Below are 19,636 nucleotides of genomic sequence, written 5' to 3' on the forward strand. Positions count from 1 at the left end.
TTACGGGACACAAAAGTTAAAGCGCTTTAACTTTTGTAGCAAAAAATAAAGCTTAATCCATTCGATAATTTGAAAATAAGAACATAATTAATATATTATTCCAATCCCCTGATGTAAATAGGCAGATTGTCCTATGGAATAAATTTTCCAGGTAAAGTGTGGATAGCTGATCTGCTGCGAAACTGCTTGTCTACATACACAAAAGGCCGTTCCACAGCAGAAGTTCCACTGCAGGAACGGCCTCGCCGTCATCGCTCACACATGGATATTAGCTCATTTCATCATTCGGGTCCGGCATCAAATGCTCCGCAATCAGCTGCTGCTTGCGGGTCCATACTTGCTCACTGAGATTCACGCGGTATACTTCGGGATTCAGCTTACGGAGATACTCCGGCCAGAACAAATCAATCTGTTCCTGATGATAGCGGCGGATTTCATCCAGATCTGGCAAAGTATAGGCCTGGAACCCGTTCACAAAGATCGGCTCGAGCATCGGCATAGCCTTATATTTCTCCACATACTTCTGCAGATAGGGATGCAGCGGGTTGAACAGCTTCAGGCGGGCACCGCTCTGCGGCTCTTTCTCCCCGGGGAAGCTGATATAGTCAGCGAGAGCTTTGCCTTTGGGCCCGATGATCCGGAAAACATCCTTTTTGCCTGGTGTGGATACTTTCTCCGGGTTGGATGAAATCTTGATCGTGGGGACCATTTCACCGGAAGGTGATTCAATTTCGACAAGTTTGTATACACCGCCCAAGGATGGCTGATCCGAAGCCGTGATAAGTTGTGTACCGACACCCCAAGTATCAATGGCCGCTCCCTGGGATTTCAGGTTCATAATCGTATTTTCATCCAGATCATTGGAGGCTACGATCTTCACGTAGTCCAGTCCGGCTTCATCCAGCATTTTGCGCGCCTGGATGGACAAATAAGCCAAGTCACCGCTGTCCAGCCGGATGCCGTTCATCCGCTTGCCTGCCGCTTCCAGCTTCTTAGCCGTATTGATCGCATGCGGCACACCGCTGCGCAGCGTATCGAATGTATCCACCAGCAAAGTAACTCCATCTGGCATCACCTTGGCGTAAGCGTCGAAGGCCTCCTGCTCACTGGCAAAGCTCTGTACCCAGGAATGGGCATGGGTTCCCTTTGTGGGAATGCCGAACTTTTTGCCGGCCAGCATATTCGAGGTTGCATGGAAGCCCCCGATATAAGCCGCCCGTGCGCCCCATACGGCTGCATCCGCTTCCTGTGCCCGCCGTGTCCCGAACTCCAGCAGTGTATCCTTTGGAGCCACCTGCTTAATCCGCGAGGCCTTAGTGGCAATCAGTGTCTGGTAATTCATAAAATTCAGGATAGCTGTCTCTACCAGCTGTGCCTCCATAATGGTACCCTCGACGCGGATAAGCGGCTCATCCGGGAAAACCAGGGCACCCTCCTTCATGGAATGTATGCTGCCCTGGAAATGGAACTGCAGCAGCTCTTCGAGAAAAGCAGGTGCATAATTCTCTTCCTGCTCCGACAGATAGCGGATATCATCCTCCGTAAAACGCAACTCGGCGATATACTGGGTTATACGCTCCAGCCCGGCAAATACGGCAAAGCCATTCCCAAAAGGAAGCTTGCGGAAGTAGGCCTCAAACACGGCTCTGCGCTTATGACTTCCGTTCACCCAATGGGCGTACATCATATTGATTTGATATTTGTCTGTATGTAGAGCAAGTTCTCTCCTCAAAATCCTCATCTCCTAGCTTTTCGCTGGTGCTCTCTATAAATGGTGAACTAGTGGTTATTCTGCTGCAACTACGTTCGCTCCGAGGCTTCCGCTGAAATGTCCAAGCGCCCAGGCATGCCCTTCCGGATTAAAGCTGGCCACCGCATCCTTGTGAACGACAATACTGAAGCCCTTGTTATAGGCATCCACTGCGGTATGCAGTACACAGATATCTGTACATACTCCGATTAGGTGCAATTCGGTAATCCCCCGTTCACGCAGCTTCAGTTCCAGATCCGTACCGCAAAAGGCACTGTAACGCGTTTTGTCCATCCAGTATATTAAATCCTGATTCTGATCGTATACGTCTTTCAGACTGCCGTATAGCTCACGCCCCCCGGTACCCCGCAGATTATGCGGTGGAAACAGCTTGCTCTCCGGATGATAGGGATCATTCTCCTCATGGAGATCGACAGCCATCACCACGTAATCCCCGTTATCCACGAACCTCTGTGTAAGCTCACTGATCCGTGGTGCGATATCCATACCAGGCTGCCCCACGGGCAGACTGCCGTCCACAAAATCATTGGTGAAGTCAATTACGATCAAGGCTCTCATTCCCTATCCCTCCTAGGTATAGATTGATAACAAAGGCTCATGATCCGTGAACATGTAGAGCTGAGCCGGACGCTGCGAATACTGGTTGGAGCTGACCGGATTACCGGCTTCATCCCGTACTTCCTTTAATATACCCTGACGGCTGCGGGTTGAAGTGATTTTGCGGATAAAATTGGGCTCCTTGAATTCTGGAACGACAGTCTGAATCACCTGATACAGCTCACTCAGTGTGAAATGATGGGGCAGAAACTGCCTGGCAATCGTCGTCTGCAGCATTTGCTGCTGAATCCGCAAATAGGCATCCGAAATAATGTCATGATGGTCAAAAGCAAGCTCAAGCTCCTCAAGCGCTTCCTGCAGCGTGAACAGCCCAACCTCATCCGCATCATCGGAAGCTTGTCTATGCTCCAGCATCCATTCTTCCACCAGCGCAAAGAAAGCATGGCTGATGATCCATCCGCGCGGATCGCGTCCGGGCTTGCTGTAAACACCCAGATATTCCAAATGTCCGCCGTCCACACCGGTTTCTTCCTTCAGCTCACGGGTCGCGGCATCATAGATGGACTCATCTTCCTGGCAAAAGCCGCCCGGCAGCGCCCACATCCCGGCACACGGCCATTTTTTGCGTTTCACGAGCATGACCTTCAATTCACGCAGCGGAAGCGTCTTGGTCACGGTCTTCCGCTCGCGTTTGGTCAGGGTAAACATGACAATATCGGCCGGAACTCCGTCCGGCGTGCGGTATTTTTTGACGTTATAGGTTTGTTCCCCGTTCTCACTCACAATGAATCATCCTTTGCCGCAGCTTATTTAATAAGTGGTCTATTCTTGATTTAGTCACCACAGGTCGAAGGAGGAGCTTCGGTACCCGCTTCTACATTGATTTTCTCCGAAACGGTGTCCCGGATCACAGAAATGACGAGCTGCAGCAGATAGTTAATGTCGCTCTGGCTTTGCTGGAACTCATTCACGACTGGAATTCCGTCGATCTCATCCTGCAGGACTTCAATTTCGCGTTCGATTTTGGTGACCATTTCCTTGTTCTTGAAGCTTTCGAACGCCACAATCTCTTTTTGCTTCTTCTTGATTGTAGCGATGAGGCTTTGCACCCGTTCATGATTCTGTATCTTCTGCTCAGCCTGCTGGAAATGTTTCACTTCTTCGCTGGTGGAAATGAGCGAGGCAAGCTCCTTGGCTTTGCCCATAATATCCTCTCGCACAATCAGGTCACGGGTATTGTAGGTGTTCATTCCGTATTGGTTCACACGTGGTTCTTCCTGGCTCATTTCTATCGCCCCATTCCTCTATGATTATAGAATTGCCGCAGCTTCAGCTACACAATCCCCTTTAATGTACCATGTTTTGGTATCGGTAATTCTAACGTGAACAAAGGTTCCGATCCATTCCTTCGGCCCTTCAAAATGCACCAGTTTGTTGGCGCGGCTGCGTCCGGACAGCACATTCGAATTGTTCTTGCTCTCGCCTTCCACCAGCACCTCTACAATCTCGCCAAGCATCCGGTCATTGCTGTCCCGGCTCTGCTCCTTAATCAGATTATTCAACCGCTGCAGGCGTTCACTCTTCACCTCCAGCGACACATTGTCCTCCATGGAAGCTGCCGGTGTTCCTTCCCGCGGAGAATAAATGAAAGTATATGCCATATCATAGCCCACTTCGCGCACCAGTGACAGTGTTTCCCCGAACTGCTCTTCGGTTTCACCAGGGAAGCCAACAATAATATCCGTAGTCAGCACGGCATTCGGCACGCTGGCTTTGATTTTCCGCACAAGCTCCAGATACGTTTCGCGGCTGTATTTACGGCTCATTTTCTTCAGCACCGCGGTACTTCCCGACTGTACCGGCAGATGGATATGCTCTGTCAGATTCCCGCCTTTGCCGAGCACTTCAATTAATTTATCGTCAAAATCGCGGGGGTGCGATGTCATGAAGCGGATGCGCGGAATATCGATCTTCCGCATATCGTCCATCAGATCCCCGAATGTATAGTCTATATCGGTAAAATCCTTGCCGTAGGCATTTACATTCTGCCCCAGCAGTGTTACTTCCTTAAAGCCTTGCCGAGCCAGCTCACGCATTTCAGCGATTACATCTTCAGGACGGCGGCTGCGCTCCTTGCCCCGCGTGAACGGTACAATGCAATAGGTACAGAACTTGTCGCAGCCATACATGATATTAACCCAAGCGCGCATGCCCTCCCGCTTCTTGGGCAGGTTCTCAATAATGTCGCCTTCCTTGGACCAGACTTCTACGACGAGTTCTTTGCTAAAGTACGCTTCCTTAACAAGCTGCGGCAGGCGGTGGATGTTATGGGTACCGAAAATCATATCCACAAATCCATGCTTGGACATTATCCGGTTGACCACACCTTCCTCCTGCGACATGCAGCCGCAGACGCCAAGCAAAAGACCCGGTTTCTCCAGCTTCAGATTCTTCAGGTGTCCAAGCTCGCCGAATACCTTATCTTCCGCATTCTCCCGGATGGCGCAGGTGTTCAGCAGAATGATATCGGCCATATTACGGTCCTCGGTGCCCAGATACCCCATCTGCTCCAAGAGCCCCTTCATCGTTTCGGTGTCATGCTCATTCATCTGGCAGCCGTAGGTGGCTATGAAGTAATAATGCTGCTTGTGGCGGTTGATCTCTCTGAATTCTTCCATTATCCGGTTCGTTTCCGTGTTTTCGAAGTCAATGACCTCAATTTCCTGCTTGCCCCGGCGTTTGCCTTCCTTGTAATCCGGGTTGGAATTGATCTGAACAGTACGGCCCTTGATCCGGTAGGTTGTTTTGCCTTCTTCTTCACTGATGACTTTGGCATCAGAAAAGTCAAAATATTTCGAGTAATCCTTCGAACCACCCTTGCCGGATTTTAAGTCCGGTGAGTTATTCTCCATTGTCATGGTTTCACGTCCTTTATTCATGAAGCTCTGCAGCATCTGCAAGGCTGAAATTGTAATGCTCAAGTAAAAATTATAGCATAAATCATCCATTCCGGTAATCAGCGGGCCAAGTGGAAACGGCTTCGCCGTCCTTTTTTAAGGACGGCACCGTTTCAGCGAGAAAGAGAAGGATAATTTATAGCGTGAAACATATAAATTCTTATCTTTTAAAAGAAAAAACCGCCCTGACCAGGGCGGCTATAATTCAGTATATCCTAACCACTTTAATATAGAGTCTTCGTCGCTTCGGAAGTAAAAGCAATAATCTCGTCTGTTCTGCCGCTCTGTACCTTTGCAGGCCAGGCAGGATCACTGATAAGAGCTCTGCCGACAGCGACTAGGTCGAACTCAGATTTTTCCAGTTTTTCCAGCAGACGTTCGATATTATCTTCTTCACTTTTTTCGGTAACTGCGGTTACGAACTCACTGTTCAAACCTACAGAACCAACAGTAATTGTTGGTTTTCCGGTGATTTTCTTCGTCCAGCCCGCCAGATTCAGCTCAGAGCCCTCAAATTCCGGCAGCCAGAAGCGGCGCGTCGAGCAGTGGAAAATATCCACACCGGCATTGCTGAGCGGAGTGAGGAAACGGGCAAGTTCTTCCGGTGTCTGCGCCAGCTTGGCGGAATAGTCCCCGCTTTTCCACTGCGAAAAACGGAGAATGATTGGAAAATCCGGACCGACCGCACGGCGGCAGGCATCGATGATTTCAACTGCAAATGTCGTCCGTGCTTCCAGATCTCCGCCGTACTCATCCGTCCGTTTGTTGGTTTTTTCCCAGAAAAATTGGTCGATCAGGTAGCCGTGTGCACCATGCAGCTCAATTCCGTCAAAGCCTGCTGCTTTGGCATCAGCAGCAGCCCGGGCGAAGGCTGCGACAATCCCGTCAATTTCCTGCTTGGTCATAGGTTCCGTAATCTGCTCACCGGCCAGGTCCAATCCGGAAGGGCCAACCGGCAGTGCATCTACATTTGGTAACTGGCCGATAGAGCGGGCCATGCCGACATGCCAGAGTTGTGGAACGATTTTACCGCCAGCGGCATGAACCTCTTCCACAACTTTTGCCCAGCCTTTAAGAGAGGCTTCCCCATGAAAATTCGGGATATTCTGATGGCTGACCGCTGACGGATGGTTGATCGCCGTCCCTTCGGTAATGATCAGGCCCACTCCGCCCTCAGCACGGCGGCGGTAATAGGCAGCAACCTCTTCACCGGGAACGCCATTAGGCGAATACACACGGGTCATAGGTGCCATTACGATACGATTGGCGAGGGACAGGCTTCCTGCCTGGAATGGAGCAAACAATTTATCGGTGTTCATCTTCAGCCTCCGTTAATTAATATAATTACTTTAAGTAAGCATATTATGCCTCTTGTCATGCTTAAAAGCAAATGAGACGTCGATAGGACTCCGTACACAAAAAAAGCCAGACACAGCAGTTAACTGCTTGTGACCGGCATTAAGTTTCAGATAAAGTAGACAGCTCCTTGATTCAAAAAAATTCTATAATTCCAATATCCCTGCTTTTGGCGTTACGTGGAAGGCCGCGGCCAAATCAGCCAACTGCCGGTCAGTGATCTTCTGTTTGATTTCTCTGCCGCCAATCAGATTGTAGACAATTGCCGCTTTTTCGATCGTTTCGACGAGACCGAAGGTAGCATCCATGGTTGCACCGGTGACAAAAATGCCGTGCTGCGGCCAGATCACTACGCGATATTCTTTCATTTTGTCGGCGGTAGCCCGGCCGATCTCACTGCTGCCAGGAACGATCCAAGGAATGACACTGACACCATCCGGGAAGACAACCAGACATTCAGTGCACATTTCCCAGAGGGTTTTGGTGAATTTCAGCTCATCCAGATCATGGGTGAAGGTCATGGCGATGACATTCGTAGCATGAGTATGCAGCACAATGCGGTGCGCAGGATCGACCTTCAGACGTTCAATATGGCTCATGAAATGAGAAGCCAGCTCACTTGTCGGTACTGCGCCGTCTCGAAGACCCCACAGGACTTCAACACTCTCTCCACTATCACTGACACGCAGGACGCCGAGATTCGCTTCCGGATCCTTGATCACATTGCGGAAGTATTTGCCCGAACCGGTAACGATAAAATATTTTCCAGACAGCTCCTGTACCGGAAAAGTCAGCTTAATCGTCCGCAAAGACTCACGGATGTTGATATATTTCGCTACCTCTTCCTCATCCAGCAAGTAGCTCACGTTGCCGCCGTTCAACTCATCCCAGCCAAGCGACCACATGTGATGGGTAATTTCCGACATTTCCTGGATAAATGGCGCTTCAGTACCGGCAATATAGCCTTTGGATTCAATTACGGATGTACTCATATGTTTTCTCTCCTTTGTATGCGTTACTGGTCGTACTACTAAAGTTCACATCAACCTTTATCTAGCGGACAGCACTTCCTGCTCGTAGCTCTTCACTTCAGCCAGCCACTGTTCGCGTACAGGTGTATTCTGCGAAGCGCAGTAATAATCCCAGACGGCACCAAATGGATAGGACTTGAATTCTTCGACCAAGGCCAGACGGGAAGTATAGTCCCCAGCCAGCTCAATAGCCTTCAGTTCTGCAACCGGCTCAAGCATGGCGCGCAGCAGCGCCTTGATGGTATTGCGTGTGCCGATAACCCATGCAGCGATATGATTGATGCTGCCGTCAAAGAAATCCAGACCGATATTCGTGCGGCCCAGCAAATCTCCGCGAACGAGCTCGCGTGCAATTTCAAGCAGCTCATCATCCATAGTGACTACATGGTCGCTGTCCCAGCGGACCGGGCGGCTGACATGAAGCAGCAGTTGTTCGCTGAACATCAGAATGGAGGACAATTTATTGGAGATCACTTCTGTCGGATGGAAATGTCCGGCGTCCAGGCAAATCGCCTTGCCCCGGGTCAAGCCATAGCCCATATAGAATTCATGAGATCCAACCACATAGCTCTCCGAACCGATTCCGAACAGCTTGCTCTCCACCGCATCAATGTTGTACTTCGGATCGATTTTTTCACTGAACACCTCATCGAGTGATTCCTTCAGCCGAATGCGCGGGGACAGACGGTCTACCGGAGTATCCTTGTAGCCGTCCGGCACCCAGAAATTCGTTACACAAGGCTGGCCCAGCTCACGGCCAAAATATTCCGAAATCTTGCGCGAAGCCTTGCAGTGCTTGATCCAAAAACTACGGATTCCCTCATCCGCGTGGCTTAAGGTGAAGCCGTCTGCAGCTTTGGGATGGGAGAAGCAGGTTGGATTGAAATCCAGACCCAGTCCCTGTTCCTTTGCCCAGTCGACCCAAGGTGCAAAATGGCGCGGTTCCAGCTCATCCAGATCCACTTGTTCATCCGTGTCAGCATAGATGGCATGCAGATTCACCTTGTGTTTGCCCGGAATCAGCGACAAGGCCTTTTCCAAATCCTTACGCAGCTCACCCGGTGTACCGGCACGGCCAGGGTAACTGCCGGTTACAGCAATCCCCCCGCTCAGCTCCTTGTCTTTGAAAAGAAATCCTTTGACGTCGTCCCCTTGCCAGCAGTGGAGTGAAATTTTGATCTGTGCAAGCTTCTCCAAAACCTCATCCACGTTGATTCCATGGGCTGCATATAATTTTTGGGCTTCGTGATAACTGTTAATGATGCTCTGATCCATGCTGAAACCTCCTAATGTTTTGTGAGCATCCGCTCCCTAATTTCACTTCATATAAAATGAACTTTAACCGGTCATATGGTGTGTATTTTACGCTGCCTAATGGATATCCGGTGCGTGAAGGGCCTCCCAGCGCTCCAGCAGATGTTGCAGCTCAGGGACCGGTTGAGGGGTATAAGATACAATAGGAAAAGAGTTCCCGATGATCTCTCTGGCTTCAGCTATATTGGCCACACTGCCCTCATGAATCAGCTGAACCGCGAGATTTCCCAGTGCTGTCGACTCGGTCGGTCCCGCCAGCACTTCCCTGCCGATAACGTTGGCGGTCAGCTGGCACAGCAGTCCGTTATTCGCACCGCCGCCTACGATTTGCAGCACCTCAACCGCCGTTCCTGTCAGAGCTTCAAGCTCCTGCAGATAACTCCGGTAAGACAAGGCCAGGCTGTCAAATATACAGCGGGCAAGCTGTCCCGGTGTCTGCGGCTCAGGCTGACCACTCTCCACACAAGCAGCACGGATTTCCTCAATCATATTATCCGGATTCAGGAACCGCGAATCGTTGCAGGGTATCAGACTGCGGAAGCCTTCGGCTTCCCCGGCCAGCCGGGCCAGCTCGGCGAAGCTGTAGCGTTCGCCGTCCAATCTGCGCACCTCCTGGATCAGCCACAGTCCCATGATGTTCTTAAGGAACCGGTAGGTGCCGAAGGCTCCCCATTCGTTGGTGTAATTGGCTGCCATCGCTTGCGGATTATTAATCGGCTGGTCAAGCTCCACGCCCAGCAGCGACCAGGTACCGCTGCTAATGTAAGCTGAAGATCGGCCTTTTTGCACGGGTACACCAAGCACTGCAGATGCGGTGTCATGGGTAGCTGCACAAATCAGTTGACACCGGGGCAGATCATACCGGCTTACAAGCTGCTCCTGAATATATCCAAGGCTCTCACCCGGAGCTGTCAGTACAGCAAACTGCTCTCTTCGCAAATGTAAAAGAGACAGCAGTTCAGAGTCAAAATCACCAGTCTGCAAATTTAGCAATTGAGTGGTCGAGGCATTGGTAGCCTCATTGATCTTCCGGCCGCCTAATCTATAGTAGAGATAATCCGGCACCAGCAGAATTTGTTCTGCTTTGACCAATTCAATCGGGTCATGGGCATACAGCTGATATAGCGTATTAAAGGTTAATTGCTGAATCCCGGTTTTGGCATACACCGTCTCCGGCGGAATGAGCGCAGCCACTTCCTCCATCATTCCTTCCGTTCGGCAATCCCGGTACGCATACACCTCCTGGATGCGGTTGCCTTCCGCGTCCAGGAGCACATAATCCACTGCCCAGGTATCGATGCCTAACGTGCACTCTTTAATGCCGTGTGCGGTGGCTTTCTGTAGACCCGTAATAATCTGGTCGAATAAATAATCAATGTCCCAGAAGCAGGAGCCTTCATGCTCGGTGAATCCATTACTGAACCGGTGGAGCTCTTCCAGAGTCAGGATACCGTCCCTGAGGGTCCCAAGTACAAGCCGGCCGCTGGAGGCGCCGATATCGACGGCGATATGTTTGTTCATAGAAGCTCTCCTTACTAAATGTTGTTCTAGAGAATTTTGCGGAACAGGGTAATTACTTCATCTTTGGTAGGTATGAAAGGATTACCAGGTGCGCAGGCGTCCTTCATTGAGTTCTCAGCGAGCAGATCCAGATCAACTTCATCTACGCCAAGCTCAGACAATTTGGACGGGATGCCCACTTCCCTGGACAGTTCCTTGATGGATTCAATAACGAATGCCGCACATTCCTGATCGGTTTTGCCTTCAACCTGCAGTCCAATGGCTTTGGCAATACTTCTGAATTTCTCGGGTACATGTTTTGCGTTTTCTTCTTCCACATATGGCAGCAGCATTGCATTGCATACACCGTGGGGCAGATCATATACGCCGCCCAGCTGATGCGCCATCGCATGCACGTAGCCGAGACCAGCATTGTTGAAGGCCAGACCGCCCAGGAAAATGGCATAGACCATTTGCTCCCTCGCTTCAATATCATGCCCGTTCTTCACGGTCCGCGCCAGATTGGCAAAGATCAGCTCCACCGCAGCCAGTGCTGTAGCATCGGTTACCGGATAGGCTCCAGGTGTAACCAGCGCTTCGATGGCATGGGTGAGCGCATCCATTCCTGTTGCGGCGGTAAGCGCGGCCGGTTTGTCGATCATCAGCTCGGGATCATTCACTGAAATGGTAGCGATGCTGTTTTTGTCGACCATAACCATCTTCACTTTCCGTTCTTCATCGGTAATTACATAATTAATAGTGACTTCGGCAGAAGTACCGGCGGTTGTGTTGACTGCAACGATCGGCAGAGATTTATGTTTGGATTTATGCACACCTTCATATTCCTTGATATGCCCGCCATTGGTGGCGATAATTCCAATAGCCTTGGCTGTATCCTGCGGTGAGCCGCCGCCGATGGAGATCAGATAATCACAGCCCTGCGAATTCAGAAAATCCACACCGTCATGGACATTTTTACACGTTGGATTAGGTTTGACTTCATCATAGAGGGCATATTGAATCCCCGCTTCATCCAGTACAGCCAGCAATTTGCCGGCAATGCCGCTCTTGACCAGAAATTTGTCGGTGACCACAAGCGCCTTCTTCAAATTCAATTCCTGAATGTAAGGACCCATTTCCTTCAGACAGCCTTTACCCATAATGTTGGTGGACGGAACATAATAGACATGAGTACTCATTGATTGACCAGCCTCCCAGGCAATTTGTTATAAACGGTGTTATTCGGATTAATGTTCTTCTACGCAAGCCTCAAGCTTTATGCCGTCTTCGGCACCTCAGGCTGGTCTCTGAGCATATCAGCCGACCGGCACTGGCGCCTCTCAAAAAGGTATCGCTTACAGTCAGAGCATTAACATCCTCATCGTATCTTCATAAATCTTTGTTGTCAACAAATAAAATATATTTAATGTTGTTTTTATTTGTTTAGTGTCTGTTTTGCGAAGAAATATGTATATAACACCTGTGGTTTTCGTTTATTTTCTTGCAAAACACAGATATTTAAGTCTATAGTTAGACCATATCGTTCCGGAAAGGTGATACATATGCTGGCAGCCGAAAGACGCAAGAAAATCATAGATCTTGTACATCAGGATAAACGGGTCCTCGTCTCCGATCTCAGCCGGATGTTCGAGGTAACCGAAGAAACGATCCGCAGGGACCTGGAGAAGCTGGAGAAAGACGGCATTCTAAGCCGGACTTATGGCGGGGCAATGCTGAATAGGCATACGAATGAGGATCTGCCCTTTGTGACGCGCAATGCGCTCAACACCGATATCAAACGAAACATTGCGCTTAAAGCGCTGGACCTGATTAATGATGGGGATACATTGATGGTAGACCCCAGCTCTACCTCTTTTGAATTTCTGAAGCTGCTGGGCAACAAAAACAATCTAACGATCATCACCAATTCTATTAATATTCTGCATGAGTTCGCAAATTCCGGCCTGAACATCATTTCCTCCGGCGGTTCACTGCGCCACCGTTCACTGTCGCTGGTCGGGCCGGTCGCCCATGATACCATCCAGCGCTATAATGTGGATACTGCGGTTATTAGCTGCAAAGGCATTGATATGGAGCGGGGGATTACCGATTCCAATGAACCGGAGTGTGAGTTGAAGAAGCACATGCTCCGTCAGGCGGAAAGGGTTGTGCTGCTTGCTGACCATACCAAGTTTGACAAAACCGCCTTTACAAGGCTGGTTGCACTTGGCAGCATAGATGTGCTGATTACGGACCGCAGACCTGCAGACCCCTGGCTGAAACGCCTTGCCGAAGAGAATATTGAAGTATTGTATTAAAAAGACCGCCCGCTCTCCTGCGTTTGCTGCGCAGGGAACCGGGCGGTTTTGTATAAAAATATGAAAACCTACGTTTCGTTCAAGGACGGTGCGGAATTTGAAATAATATGACTACAGCATTCCACCTTTGGAGAGCATGATGTTCAAGATTGTAGCATCGGTATCCGCCAGGCCTTCCTGAACCAGACGCTCCATGTTGCGGATCGTGTCTTCCACCTCTTCAAAGATCACGCCATCCTTCGTAGTAGGCCCAATGTTGTTCATTGCCAGCGTAGCTGCCTGAATAGCTGCATTGGTAGAGGTGGAGATTTTGAGCGCACAGGTTGATTTTGCCCCGTCGCAGATCATGCCTGAAAGGGACGCAATGGTATTCTGTATCCCAAACTTAATCTGGGCAAGGCTTCCGCCCATAAGATAGAGAATTCCGCTGTTCGCTCCTACTCCGCCAGCAATCCCTGAACCGCATAACGGTGAGAGCCGTCCGATGTAATGCTTAATGTGTACAGTAACCAGATTGCTCAGCGCAAGCGCCCGGGCCAGCATTTCCTCATCCTTGCCGAGCAGCTCCGCCAAGGCAATCACGGGAAGCGTGCAGGCGATGCCCTGGTTGCCGCTGCCTGCCGTAGTCATTACCGGCATTGCACTGCCGTCCATTCTCGCATCAGAGGCGGCAGCTGTCGCAGCGATGATTTTGCTTGCCACATCATTGCCGAACAAGTTCACCGCAGATGGCTGGCTCATTTTCTTGCCCACCTGCAAGCCGTAATCCCCGCGTAATCCTTCATCAGATATAGCTTTATTCATCTTGGCCCCTTCGAGAAGAAAACAGATATCCTGGAAAGGAACGGTGCATACAAACTCAAAAATGCCTTCAACAGAACCCGCATACGTCTCGGAACCCGACCGTCCGGGTTTACCGCAATCCGCTTTGGACTTGGGAGGTGTGATTTTCTCCCCATCGAGTGCCAGGGAATCTATATGAGTGTGTTCCCCAGCAATTATGGCAGTTGCTATATGGTTCTGCGAGTATACCTGGGCTTCTATATACAATTTCTCAGGTGTATCCTTCAGTTCTACTTCAAGAAGGCCCCGTTCTAACAGATCATTTGCCAGCTTCAATTCGGCTGGAGTCAAGCCTGACAGGATTTCCAGCTCTTTGTGGGAACGGCCGACCACCGCTCCAAGTGCTGCTGCGATAGGGAGTCCGGTCTGACCTGTACCGGGAATGCCCACACCCATTGCGTTCTTAATGATATTTCCGCTGAGTTTCAGCCGGATTGCCGTGATTTCTTCCTCCAGAAGCTCTGCCGCCAATGAAACGGCATATGCAACCGCAATCGGCTCAGTACACCCTTCAGCCGGGACAACTTCCTTGTGCAAAATCTCTAATAAGCTGGACATGTATGGAATCTCCTACTCTCTATTCTCTCTGCGTTCTCTCTATTCCAAAAGCTCATTTCTACTATAGTATATCAGCGGGAGGCTCCAGGGGAACCCCTTGTCTACAGAGTTTTTATTATCGTAGGGTTAGTAACTGCGGGAATCATTATTCTGGCTGGAGTCGGGCAGTTTCCCTATTAACCAAGATTTTGCGGGGGAACTATGTCGTTGTAAACATATGCAAAAAGGGGACGGGATTACGATCCCGCCCCACTGTATATTGCCGTCCGCTGCTCGCTCCCCTACCTTGTAGCAGGTTTACCTTCCGGCCAGACTATACTCTGCCCCAACATCTTCCAGAGTAAGCACATTGCTGAATATCTTAAGCTCGTCAATAAGTCCCTTATAAGGCGTATCCCAATAATTCACACCCAGTGAGAATACTCCATTATTATTTGTAAAAATGCTCGGGAAGCCTATACCGGAAAATTTCTCCTCTCCATTGATATAGACCTTAACCGTCCCGTTATTAACGGTAAAAACAACATAAGTCCACTGATGGACCGGAATTTTCATCCCCGTATCCGCTTCATATGCCGCGTTGGACCATAACATCGTCTGGTCCGAAGGACTCTGTGGAACCAGGCTGATCCAGTTGCTGTTCGTTCTGGCTCCGAAGAAGGCTGTCGTAAAATTCGTAAGCTGATCTGGATTCAGCCACATGGATACAGAGTAGGTGTCCGTGTTAATCAGCCCATCCGGCAGGCGTATCCCTGATGCACCGTCGAACAGCGCTGCCTGGCCGGAAACGCCATCGCCGTATGTGACGCTGCCCACAGTAGCGCTGGTAATCAGCATGCCTGTAGCCCGGCCCTCCCCAGCCAGCAGAAGCGAATCCTTCAAATCGCCGTCAAAAGCGTAGTAGGCCACTTTTCCATCCGTTACCGTTACTGTATAGCTAGCACTTACACCGCTGCCGTCAGCAGCTGTTGCGGTAATCACTGCTCCGCCCATAGCCTTGGCAGTCACTACACCGGTAACCGCATCAACTGCTGCCACTTCAGGGGCGCTTGAGCTCCAGACTAGCCCCCGGTGGCCTGCGTTGGCCGGCAGAATCGTGGTCTGTGGTGTATACATATTTCCTAATGCTATGCTCTTTACTGCATCGGTGAAAGAAATGGAACTAACCTTGACCCCGGTATCCGGCTCGCCGTTCACCAGCCAGCCGACCACTTCAGGAGTCACTGCCTTCTCGTAGACCCGGAACTTGTCAATCATCCCTTTGTAAGGGACATCCCAGTAATTAACGCCAAGAGCGAATACGCTATCTGTTCCTTGGAATACATCGGTAAACGACTTACCGGTGTATTTCAGTACGCCGTTAATATACAATTTGGCTGTGCCGGCATCGTACGTGAAGGCCACATGCGACCACTGACCGGTTGGAATCTGCACGCCTGCGTCTGCATCAAGCCAGGTTTCGCTGCCGAACCACATCCGTGTAGTAGCTCCCGCATTGCCATAAGGCAGCAGGCTTACCCAGTTGGTTCCGGTTTTGGCACCGAAGAATGCAGGCGTATAGGCTGTGAGTTGCTCTGGCTTCAGCCATAAGCTAATCGTATATGCTTTGCCGTTGATCAGACCGTCAGGCAGGCGGATGCCGGAGCTGCCGTTCAGCTTAACCGCTTGGCCATCCTCACCCTCCTCATAGGTTACGGTTCCATCTGTGGTGTTGATGAATTTGCCGGTTACCTGTCCTGCAGCAAATCGTTCTCCGCTCTCGGTAAGGTTCCCTTCAAAATCATAGGCTGCAGTCAATCCGTCCTCCAGCAGTTTGCCGCTTAGTTCAACCACCACAATCGTAAAAGTTTTGGTGGTCTTAGCTGCGCCAAGCGTAACTGTCGCTGTCAGCTCGACGGTTGTATTTCCCGTCCCCGCTTCCGGACGGGTTACCTTGCCGTTCGCTCCAACCACAGCTTCATTAGAAGAAATCCAAGTAATTGCCGAGCCGTGTACTCCCGCTGTTGGAAGTTCAATATCTTTATAGACCTTGCTTGTATCACCGAGAGTGAGGCCACTAGCTGCATTGGCCACCAGCTGTTCGTCACTTAGCTGCTCAATCGCGCTGCCCCAGACCATCACCCCTTGATCCGACATGGCTGTAAACGCCATCACACTGGCATTTCGGGAAGAGTCCCACTGCTTCACGAATACGCCTTTGTACAGTCTTTGAACCGCACTGCCATTATCTGTTTCGTCAAGAAGCAGATGAACGTAATAATCATCCTTCAGCTCCCAGGTGCCAGTTACTGAGCCGGCAATCGTACCGTCTTCAAGCAGTTGTACATCAACTGTAGATTTTATCTTAGCTGAAGTATCCTTGCCGTGATTGACAAACTGATAGGCTCCGGCAACCTCGCTGCGCTCCACCTTTTCAAGCGTTTCACCTGAATAGCGGTGAGGTGCAACAACTGGCCAGGCGTCCTCGTTCATGAACATTTGATGTACCCGCAGTTCATGGGTTTCTCCCCGTGCCGGGAAGCGGGTATGGAAGAAATTGAAGAGCTTACCTTCATCCTCATCGTAATAAACCGAGTTGTGGCCTGAGGATACATATCCATAGGCATGGAAATCAGCATCACCGTTCAGATTACTGAACATGAAGTTGCCAAGCAGCTTGTTCCCAATGGCCGAGTGGTCTCCATCGGTGGCCAGCACGGCATTTTGACCCGCTGCATCCTTGTAAGGGCCATCCGGGTTGGCCGAGCGGAACAGCCGCATGTTATAGCCGCCATCCGAGGCAAGCCCGCCATAGGTCACATATAAATAGTAATAATCGGTATTCTTGTCATAGACAACATAGGGACCTTCACCCGATTTATAGTTGCCGCCCGAAATCTTCGTTCCGAAGTAGCGGTCAATAAGCCGGCCGTCGGGAGTCGTACCATCCTTGCCAGGGAACTTCGGCTCTCCGGTAACAGGATCGATTTCCAGGGTGAAGATACCGCCTGACCACGAACCATATGTAATCCATAGCTTACCGTTCTTGTCATAGAACAGGTTAGGGTCAATCGCGTTCGTGTATACTTTGTTCATATAAGAGCCGTCTGCGTTGAACCAGCTTGGGTTTACCCCATCCAATATGCCATCATCGATGAGCGCCTGAATATTAGTATTTGTCCATTTTTTGTTGATAGTACTGTTCGTATCATACTGCTCATCCTTGGTAAACCCGGAGTATACGATTGTATCCGCATAGACATAAGGTCCTTCGATATTCTGGGATACAGCAAAGCCGATTGCCGACCGGATATATGTGGAAGAAGTACAGTAATAGATCATGAATGCACCTTTGGTTCCATCTGTATTCACATAATCTCCATTCCAGAATACAAAAGGTGCCCATACCGAGAAGCCGCCTTTGCTGTCCAAGTCATTCTCGCCCGCCCAGGCAAAGGAACCCGCCAAATTCGCCGAAAGATCGCCGTAGAGCGCATTATCCGGTGTAGTATATCCGTTCGTGAAGGTGGACCAGTTCATCAGATCTTCCGACTTGGCCGCTTCAATGTGGGAACCAAAGACATAATAGGTTCCTCCTTTCTTCACTACCGAAGGGTCATGTACCGATACGTTAGAGAAAACCGGCGCTGTGGCTTCCGGTGAAGTTCCGGGATCAGCCGAAGCTGCAGCAGTTGGTGCCGGTGTTGCTATTGGTGTGGCTGTTGGGGTGGCTATTGGCGTGGATGTTGCGGTTGGTGGAGTGGCTGTTGGCGCGGATGTCGCGTTTCCACCTCCGTTTCCACTAGAGACAGGGTTAGCCGCAGCAGTAGCTGTTGCCTGCAGTGTCTCGAATCTGATATTCCCGCTGAATTTGCTGTCAAAAGAAACTTTACCAGTGCCCTGAATCAGAATCTGCTCGTTAACTCCGAGGACCAGATTGCCGATCTCCGCTTGGGAATCTACGCGCAGCCCGGCCTTTTGGTTCAAGGTCAATTGATTGATGCTTCCCCGGGATAAATACAGCAGAGGGTTGCCAAGCGCTTGCACATCTACTGAATCGAAGACTCCGCCAAGCTGAATCATTGAATTCTCCGGCAGTGATTTCTCGATGATGATCCGGTTGAAACCGGCTCCGGGAACGGTGCTATCTTCCTCCAGCTTGACTCCGGATTGCACCCGGACCAAGGGAACGGCGCTATTTCCTTGAGCCAAAATACGCAACTGGCCATTCTTCTTATTCACTACGATTTCGGAAGCGTTAACATTATTTAATGTGACACTGTTCACGCCTCCGCCGGACACGTATATTTTGCCTGTAACTTTAATGTTATCCAGTGTGACATTCCCTTCAGCAATACCCTCAGTGAGATACAGATTACCGCTGATACTGGAATTCTTCAATTCAATACCCGGATGACTGATGACCATATTCCGGGTAGCAATCTCCGAATACGTACCTGCTTGCAGAATGCTTTCACCTGTCAGCTTACCAATCATCCGCAACGCTTCTGCTCTTGTAACCGGGCGGGCCCCCTTGAAGCTGCCATCCTCATACCCGCCCAAATAACCCTCTCCAAGCAGCGTGACTACGGCATCCCGGCTCCACGCCGGCAAATCCGCGGCATCCTTAGGCGCAGCTGTATCAGCCGAAGCATCAAGCCGGAATAGCCGGAACAGCATGACGGCGGCTTCCTGCCGGCTTACCGCCTGGTTCGGACGGAATGTGCCGTCGCTGTAGCCCGATACATATCCGGCCGCTGCCGCCCTTTGGATGTCCGTGTAATACGGGCTGGACTCCGCAACATCTGAGAATCCGCTTTCATTTTCTGCCTGCAAATTGAAAACCCGGTTGATCAGGGTCACCCATTCTGCCCGGGTAATCGCCTGATCGGGCTTGAAGCTCCCTTTTCCGTATCCCGTAATCAGACCTTTGTCTGCCCATGTCTGAAAGTCCCTCTGTGCCCAGTGGCCTATATAGTCTGTGACCTGCTTATGCTCTGTTACACCATCCGTCTGTGCTATAGTTTCGCCGCTTGCTGCCATTGTCAGCGGCGAAGGCACTAGCAGAACCAGCGCTAGAAGCGCTGCAGATAGCTTGCCTGTCATTCTCACCACAGATCATCATCCTCCATTTGGATAAAAGATTAGTTTGCACGAATCATAATGATCCCTTAAATAAACATACGATATGATAAAACCCCGTCCTCCTTTCTTGTTGAAATCCATATAAAACGCTTACATCTTCTTTTTTTTGAAAAGACAATCCTTAATAAATTTGATTTCATTTTAAATATATATAAATCAATTTATGTAAAGATGTCTTTGACGGTTATATTCTAAGTGTCCTGACAGCAATTAGTCAATTAGAAATTTTAAATCATCTAAAATGTTTCATGATTATGTTGATTATAATTCGCATAACATTATGATCATCGGCACAACACAAAAAAG

General features: G+C 50.1%; 13 protein-coding genes. 1 reads left to right on the forward strand and 12 read right to left on the reverse strand.

What is annotated here, in order from left to right:
* Positions 1–268: 268 nt before the first annotated feature.
* From ACTJKB_RS02275 to ACTJKB_RS02320, 10 genes are all read right to left on the reverse strand, one after another.
* A complete protein-coding gene (locus ACTJKB_RS02275; RefSeq protein WP_440831625.1) occupies positions 269–1,741 on the reverse strand; it encodes a nicotinate phosphoribosyltransferase in 1,473 nt (490 codons plus the stop codon).
* Between the two features lie 45 nt (positions 1,742–1,786).
* Positions 1,787–2,329, reverse strand: a complete 543-nt coding sequence (locus ACTJKB_RS02280; protein WP_440831626.1) for a cysteine hydrolase family protein — start codon at positions 2,327–2,329, stop codon at positions 1,787–1,789.
* Between the two features lie 12 nt (positions 2,330–2,341).
* Positions 2,342–3,112, reverse strand: a complete 771-nt coding sequence (locus tag ACTJKB_RS02285) for an NUDIX domain-containing protein (RefSeq protein WP_440831627.1) — start codon at positions 3,110–3,112, stop codon at positions 2,342–2,344.
* Between the two features lie 50 nt (positions 3,113–3,162).
* Complete coding sequence (locus ACTJKB_RS02290; RefSeq protein WP_440831628.1) at positions 3,163–3,615, reverse strand: RicAFT regulatory complex protein RicA family protein; 453 nt, start codon at positions 3,613–3,615, stop codon at positions 3,163–3,165.
* 24 nt (positions 3,616–3,639) lie between these two features.
* Positions 3,640–5,247, reverse strand: a complete 1,608-nt coding sequence (miaB, locus tag ACTJKB_RS02295) for a tRNA (N6-isopentenyl adenosine(37)-C2)-methylthiotransferase MiaB (RefSeq protein ID WP_440832691.1) — start codon at positions 5,245–5,247, stop codon at positions 3,640–3,642.
* 263 nt (positions 5,248–5,510) lie between these two features.
* A complete protein-coding gene (locus ACTJKB_RS02300; protein WP_440831629.1) occupies positions 5,511–6,605 on the reverse strand; it encodes an NADH:flavin oxidoreductase in 1,095 nt (364 codons plus the stop codon).
* Between the two features lie 183 nt (positions 6,606–6,788).
* Entirely contained in the window at positions 6,789–7,634 is an 846-nt protein-coding gene (gene rhaD / locus ACTJKB_RS02305; RefSeq protein WP_440831630.1) for a rhamnulose-1-phosphate aldolase, read from the reverse strand.
* A 57-nt stretch (positions 7,635–7,691) separates the two neighbouring features.
* Positions 7,692–8,948, reverse strand: a complete 1,257-nt coding sequence (rhaA, locus tag ACTJKB_RS02310; RefSeq protein WP_440831631.1) for an L-rhamnose isomerase — start codon at positions 8,946–8,948, stop codon at positions 7,692–7,694.
* A 96-nt stretch (positions 8,949–9,044) separates the two neighbouring features.
* Positions 9,045–10,508, reverse strand: coding sequence for a rhamnulokinase (gene rhaB, locus ACTJKB_RS02315; protein WP_440831632.1), 1,464 nt, complete (start codon positions 10,506–10,508; stop codon positions 9,045–9,047).
* A gap of 26 nt (positions 10,509–10,534) precedes the next feature.
* Positions 10,535–11,686 (reverse strand): iron-containing alcohol dehydrogenase, encoded by a 1,152-nt coding sequence (locus tag ACTJKB_RS02320; protein WP_440831633.1) that lies wholly within the window; start codon positions 11,684–11,686, stop codon positions 10,535–10,537.
* A gap of 363 nt (positions 11,687–12,049) precedes the next feature.
* On the opposite strand from ACTJKB_RS02320, the gene ACTJKB_RS02325 reads away from it, so the two are divergent.
* Positions 12,050–12,805, forward strand: a complete 756-nt coding sequence (locus tag ACTJKB_RS02325; RefSeq protein ID WP_074086178.1) for a DeoR/GlpR family DNA-binding transcription regulator — start codon at positions 12,050–12,052, stop codon at positions 12,803–12,805.
* 111 nt (positions 12,806–12,916) lie between these two features.
* On the opposite strand, the gene ACTJKB_RS02330 is transcribed toward ACTJKB_RS02325, so the two are convergent.
* Together ACTJKB_RS02330 and ACTJKB_RS02335 are read right to left on the reverse strand one after the other, a co-directional pair.
* Positions 12,917–14,206, reverse strand: coding sequence for an L-cysteine desulfidase family protein (locus ACTJKB_RS02330; protein ID WP_440831634.1), 1,290 nt, complete (start codon positions 14,204–14,206; stop codon positions 12,917–12,919).
* Positions 14,207–14,503: 297 nt separating this feature from the next.
* On the reverse strand, positions 14,504–19,291 hold the full coding sequence (locus tag ACTJKB_RS02335) for a LamG-like jellyroll fold domain-containing protein (RefSeq protein WP_440831635.1): 4,788 nt from the start codon (positions 19,289–19,291) through the stop codon (positions 14,504–14,506).
* Positions 19,292–19,636: the final 345 nt, after the last annotated feature.

It is taken from the genome of Paenibacillus sp. 22594 (genome assembly GCF_052044425.1).
Taxonomy (GTDB): Bacteria; Bacillota; Bacilli; order Paenibacillales; family Paenibacillaceae; genus Paenibacillus_AQ.

What these genes read in the sequence shown, in the direction of transcription:
- ACTJKB_RS02275 (WP_440831625.1), bottom strand. Translation starts at nt 1,741, where the DNA reads ATGAGGATTTTGAGGAGAGAACTTGCTCTACATACAGACAAATATCAA.
- ACTJKB_RS02280 (WP_440831626.1), bottom strand. Translation starts at nt 2,329, where the DNA reads ATGAGAGCCTTGATCGTAATTGACTTCACCAATGATTTTGTGGACGGC.
- ACTJKB_RS02290 (WP_440831628.1), bottom strand. Translation starts at nt 3,615, where the DNA reads ATGAGCCAGGAAGAACCACGTGTGAACCAATACGGAATGAACACCTAC.
- miaB (WP_440832691.1), bottom strand. Translation starts at nt 5,247, where the DNA reads ATGACAATGGAGAATAACTCACCGGACTTAAAATCCGGCAAGGGTGGT.
- ACTJKB_RS02300 (WP_440831629.1), bottom strand. Translation starts at nt 6,605, where the DNA reads ATGAACACCGATAAATTGTTTGCTCCATTCCAGGCAGGAAGCCTGTCC.
- rhaD (WP_440831630.1), bottom strand. Translation starts at nt 7,634, where the DNA reads ATGAGTACATCCGTAATTGAATCCAAAGGCTATATTGCCGGTACTGAA.
- rhaA (WP_440831631.1), bottom strand. Translation starts at nt 8,948, where the DNA reads ATGGATCAGAGCATCATTAACAGTTATCACGAAGCCCAAAAATTATAT.
- rhaB (WP_440831632.1), bottom strand. Translation starts at nt 10,508, where the DNA reads ATGAACAAACATATCGCCGTCGATATCGGCGCCTCCAGCGGCCGGCTT.
- ACTJKB_RS02320 (WP_440831633.1), bottom strand. Translation starts at nt 11,686, where the DNA reads ATGAGTACTCATGTCTATTATGTTCCGTCCACCAACATTATGGGTAAA.
- ACTJKB_RS02325 (WP_074086178.1), top strand. Translation starts at nt 12,050, where the DNA reads ATGCTGGCAGCCGAAAGACGCAAGAAAATCATAGATCTTGTACATCAG.
- ACTJKB_RS02330 (WP_440831634.1), bottom strand. Translation starts at nt 14,206, where the DNA reads ATGTCCAGCTTATTAGAGATTTTGCACAAGGAAGTTGTCCCGGCTGAA.
- ACTJKB_RS02335 (WP_440831635.1), bottom strand. Translation starts at nt 19,291, where the DNA reads ATGACAGGCAAGCTATCTGCAGCGCTTCTAGCGCTGGTTCTGCTAGTG.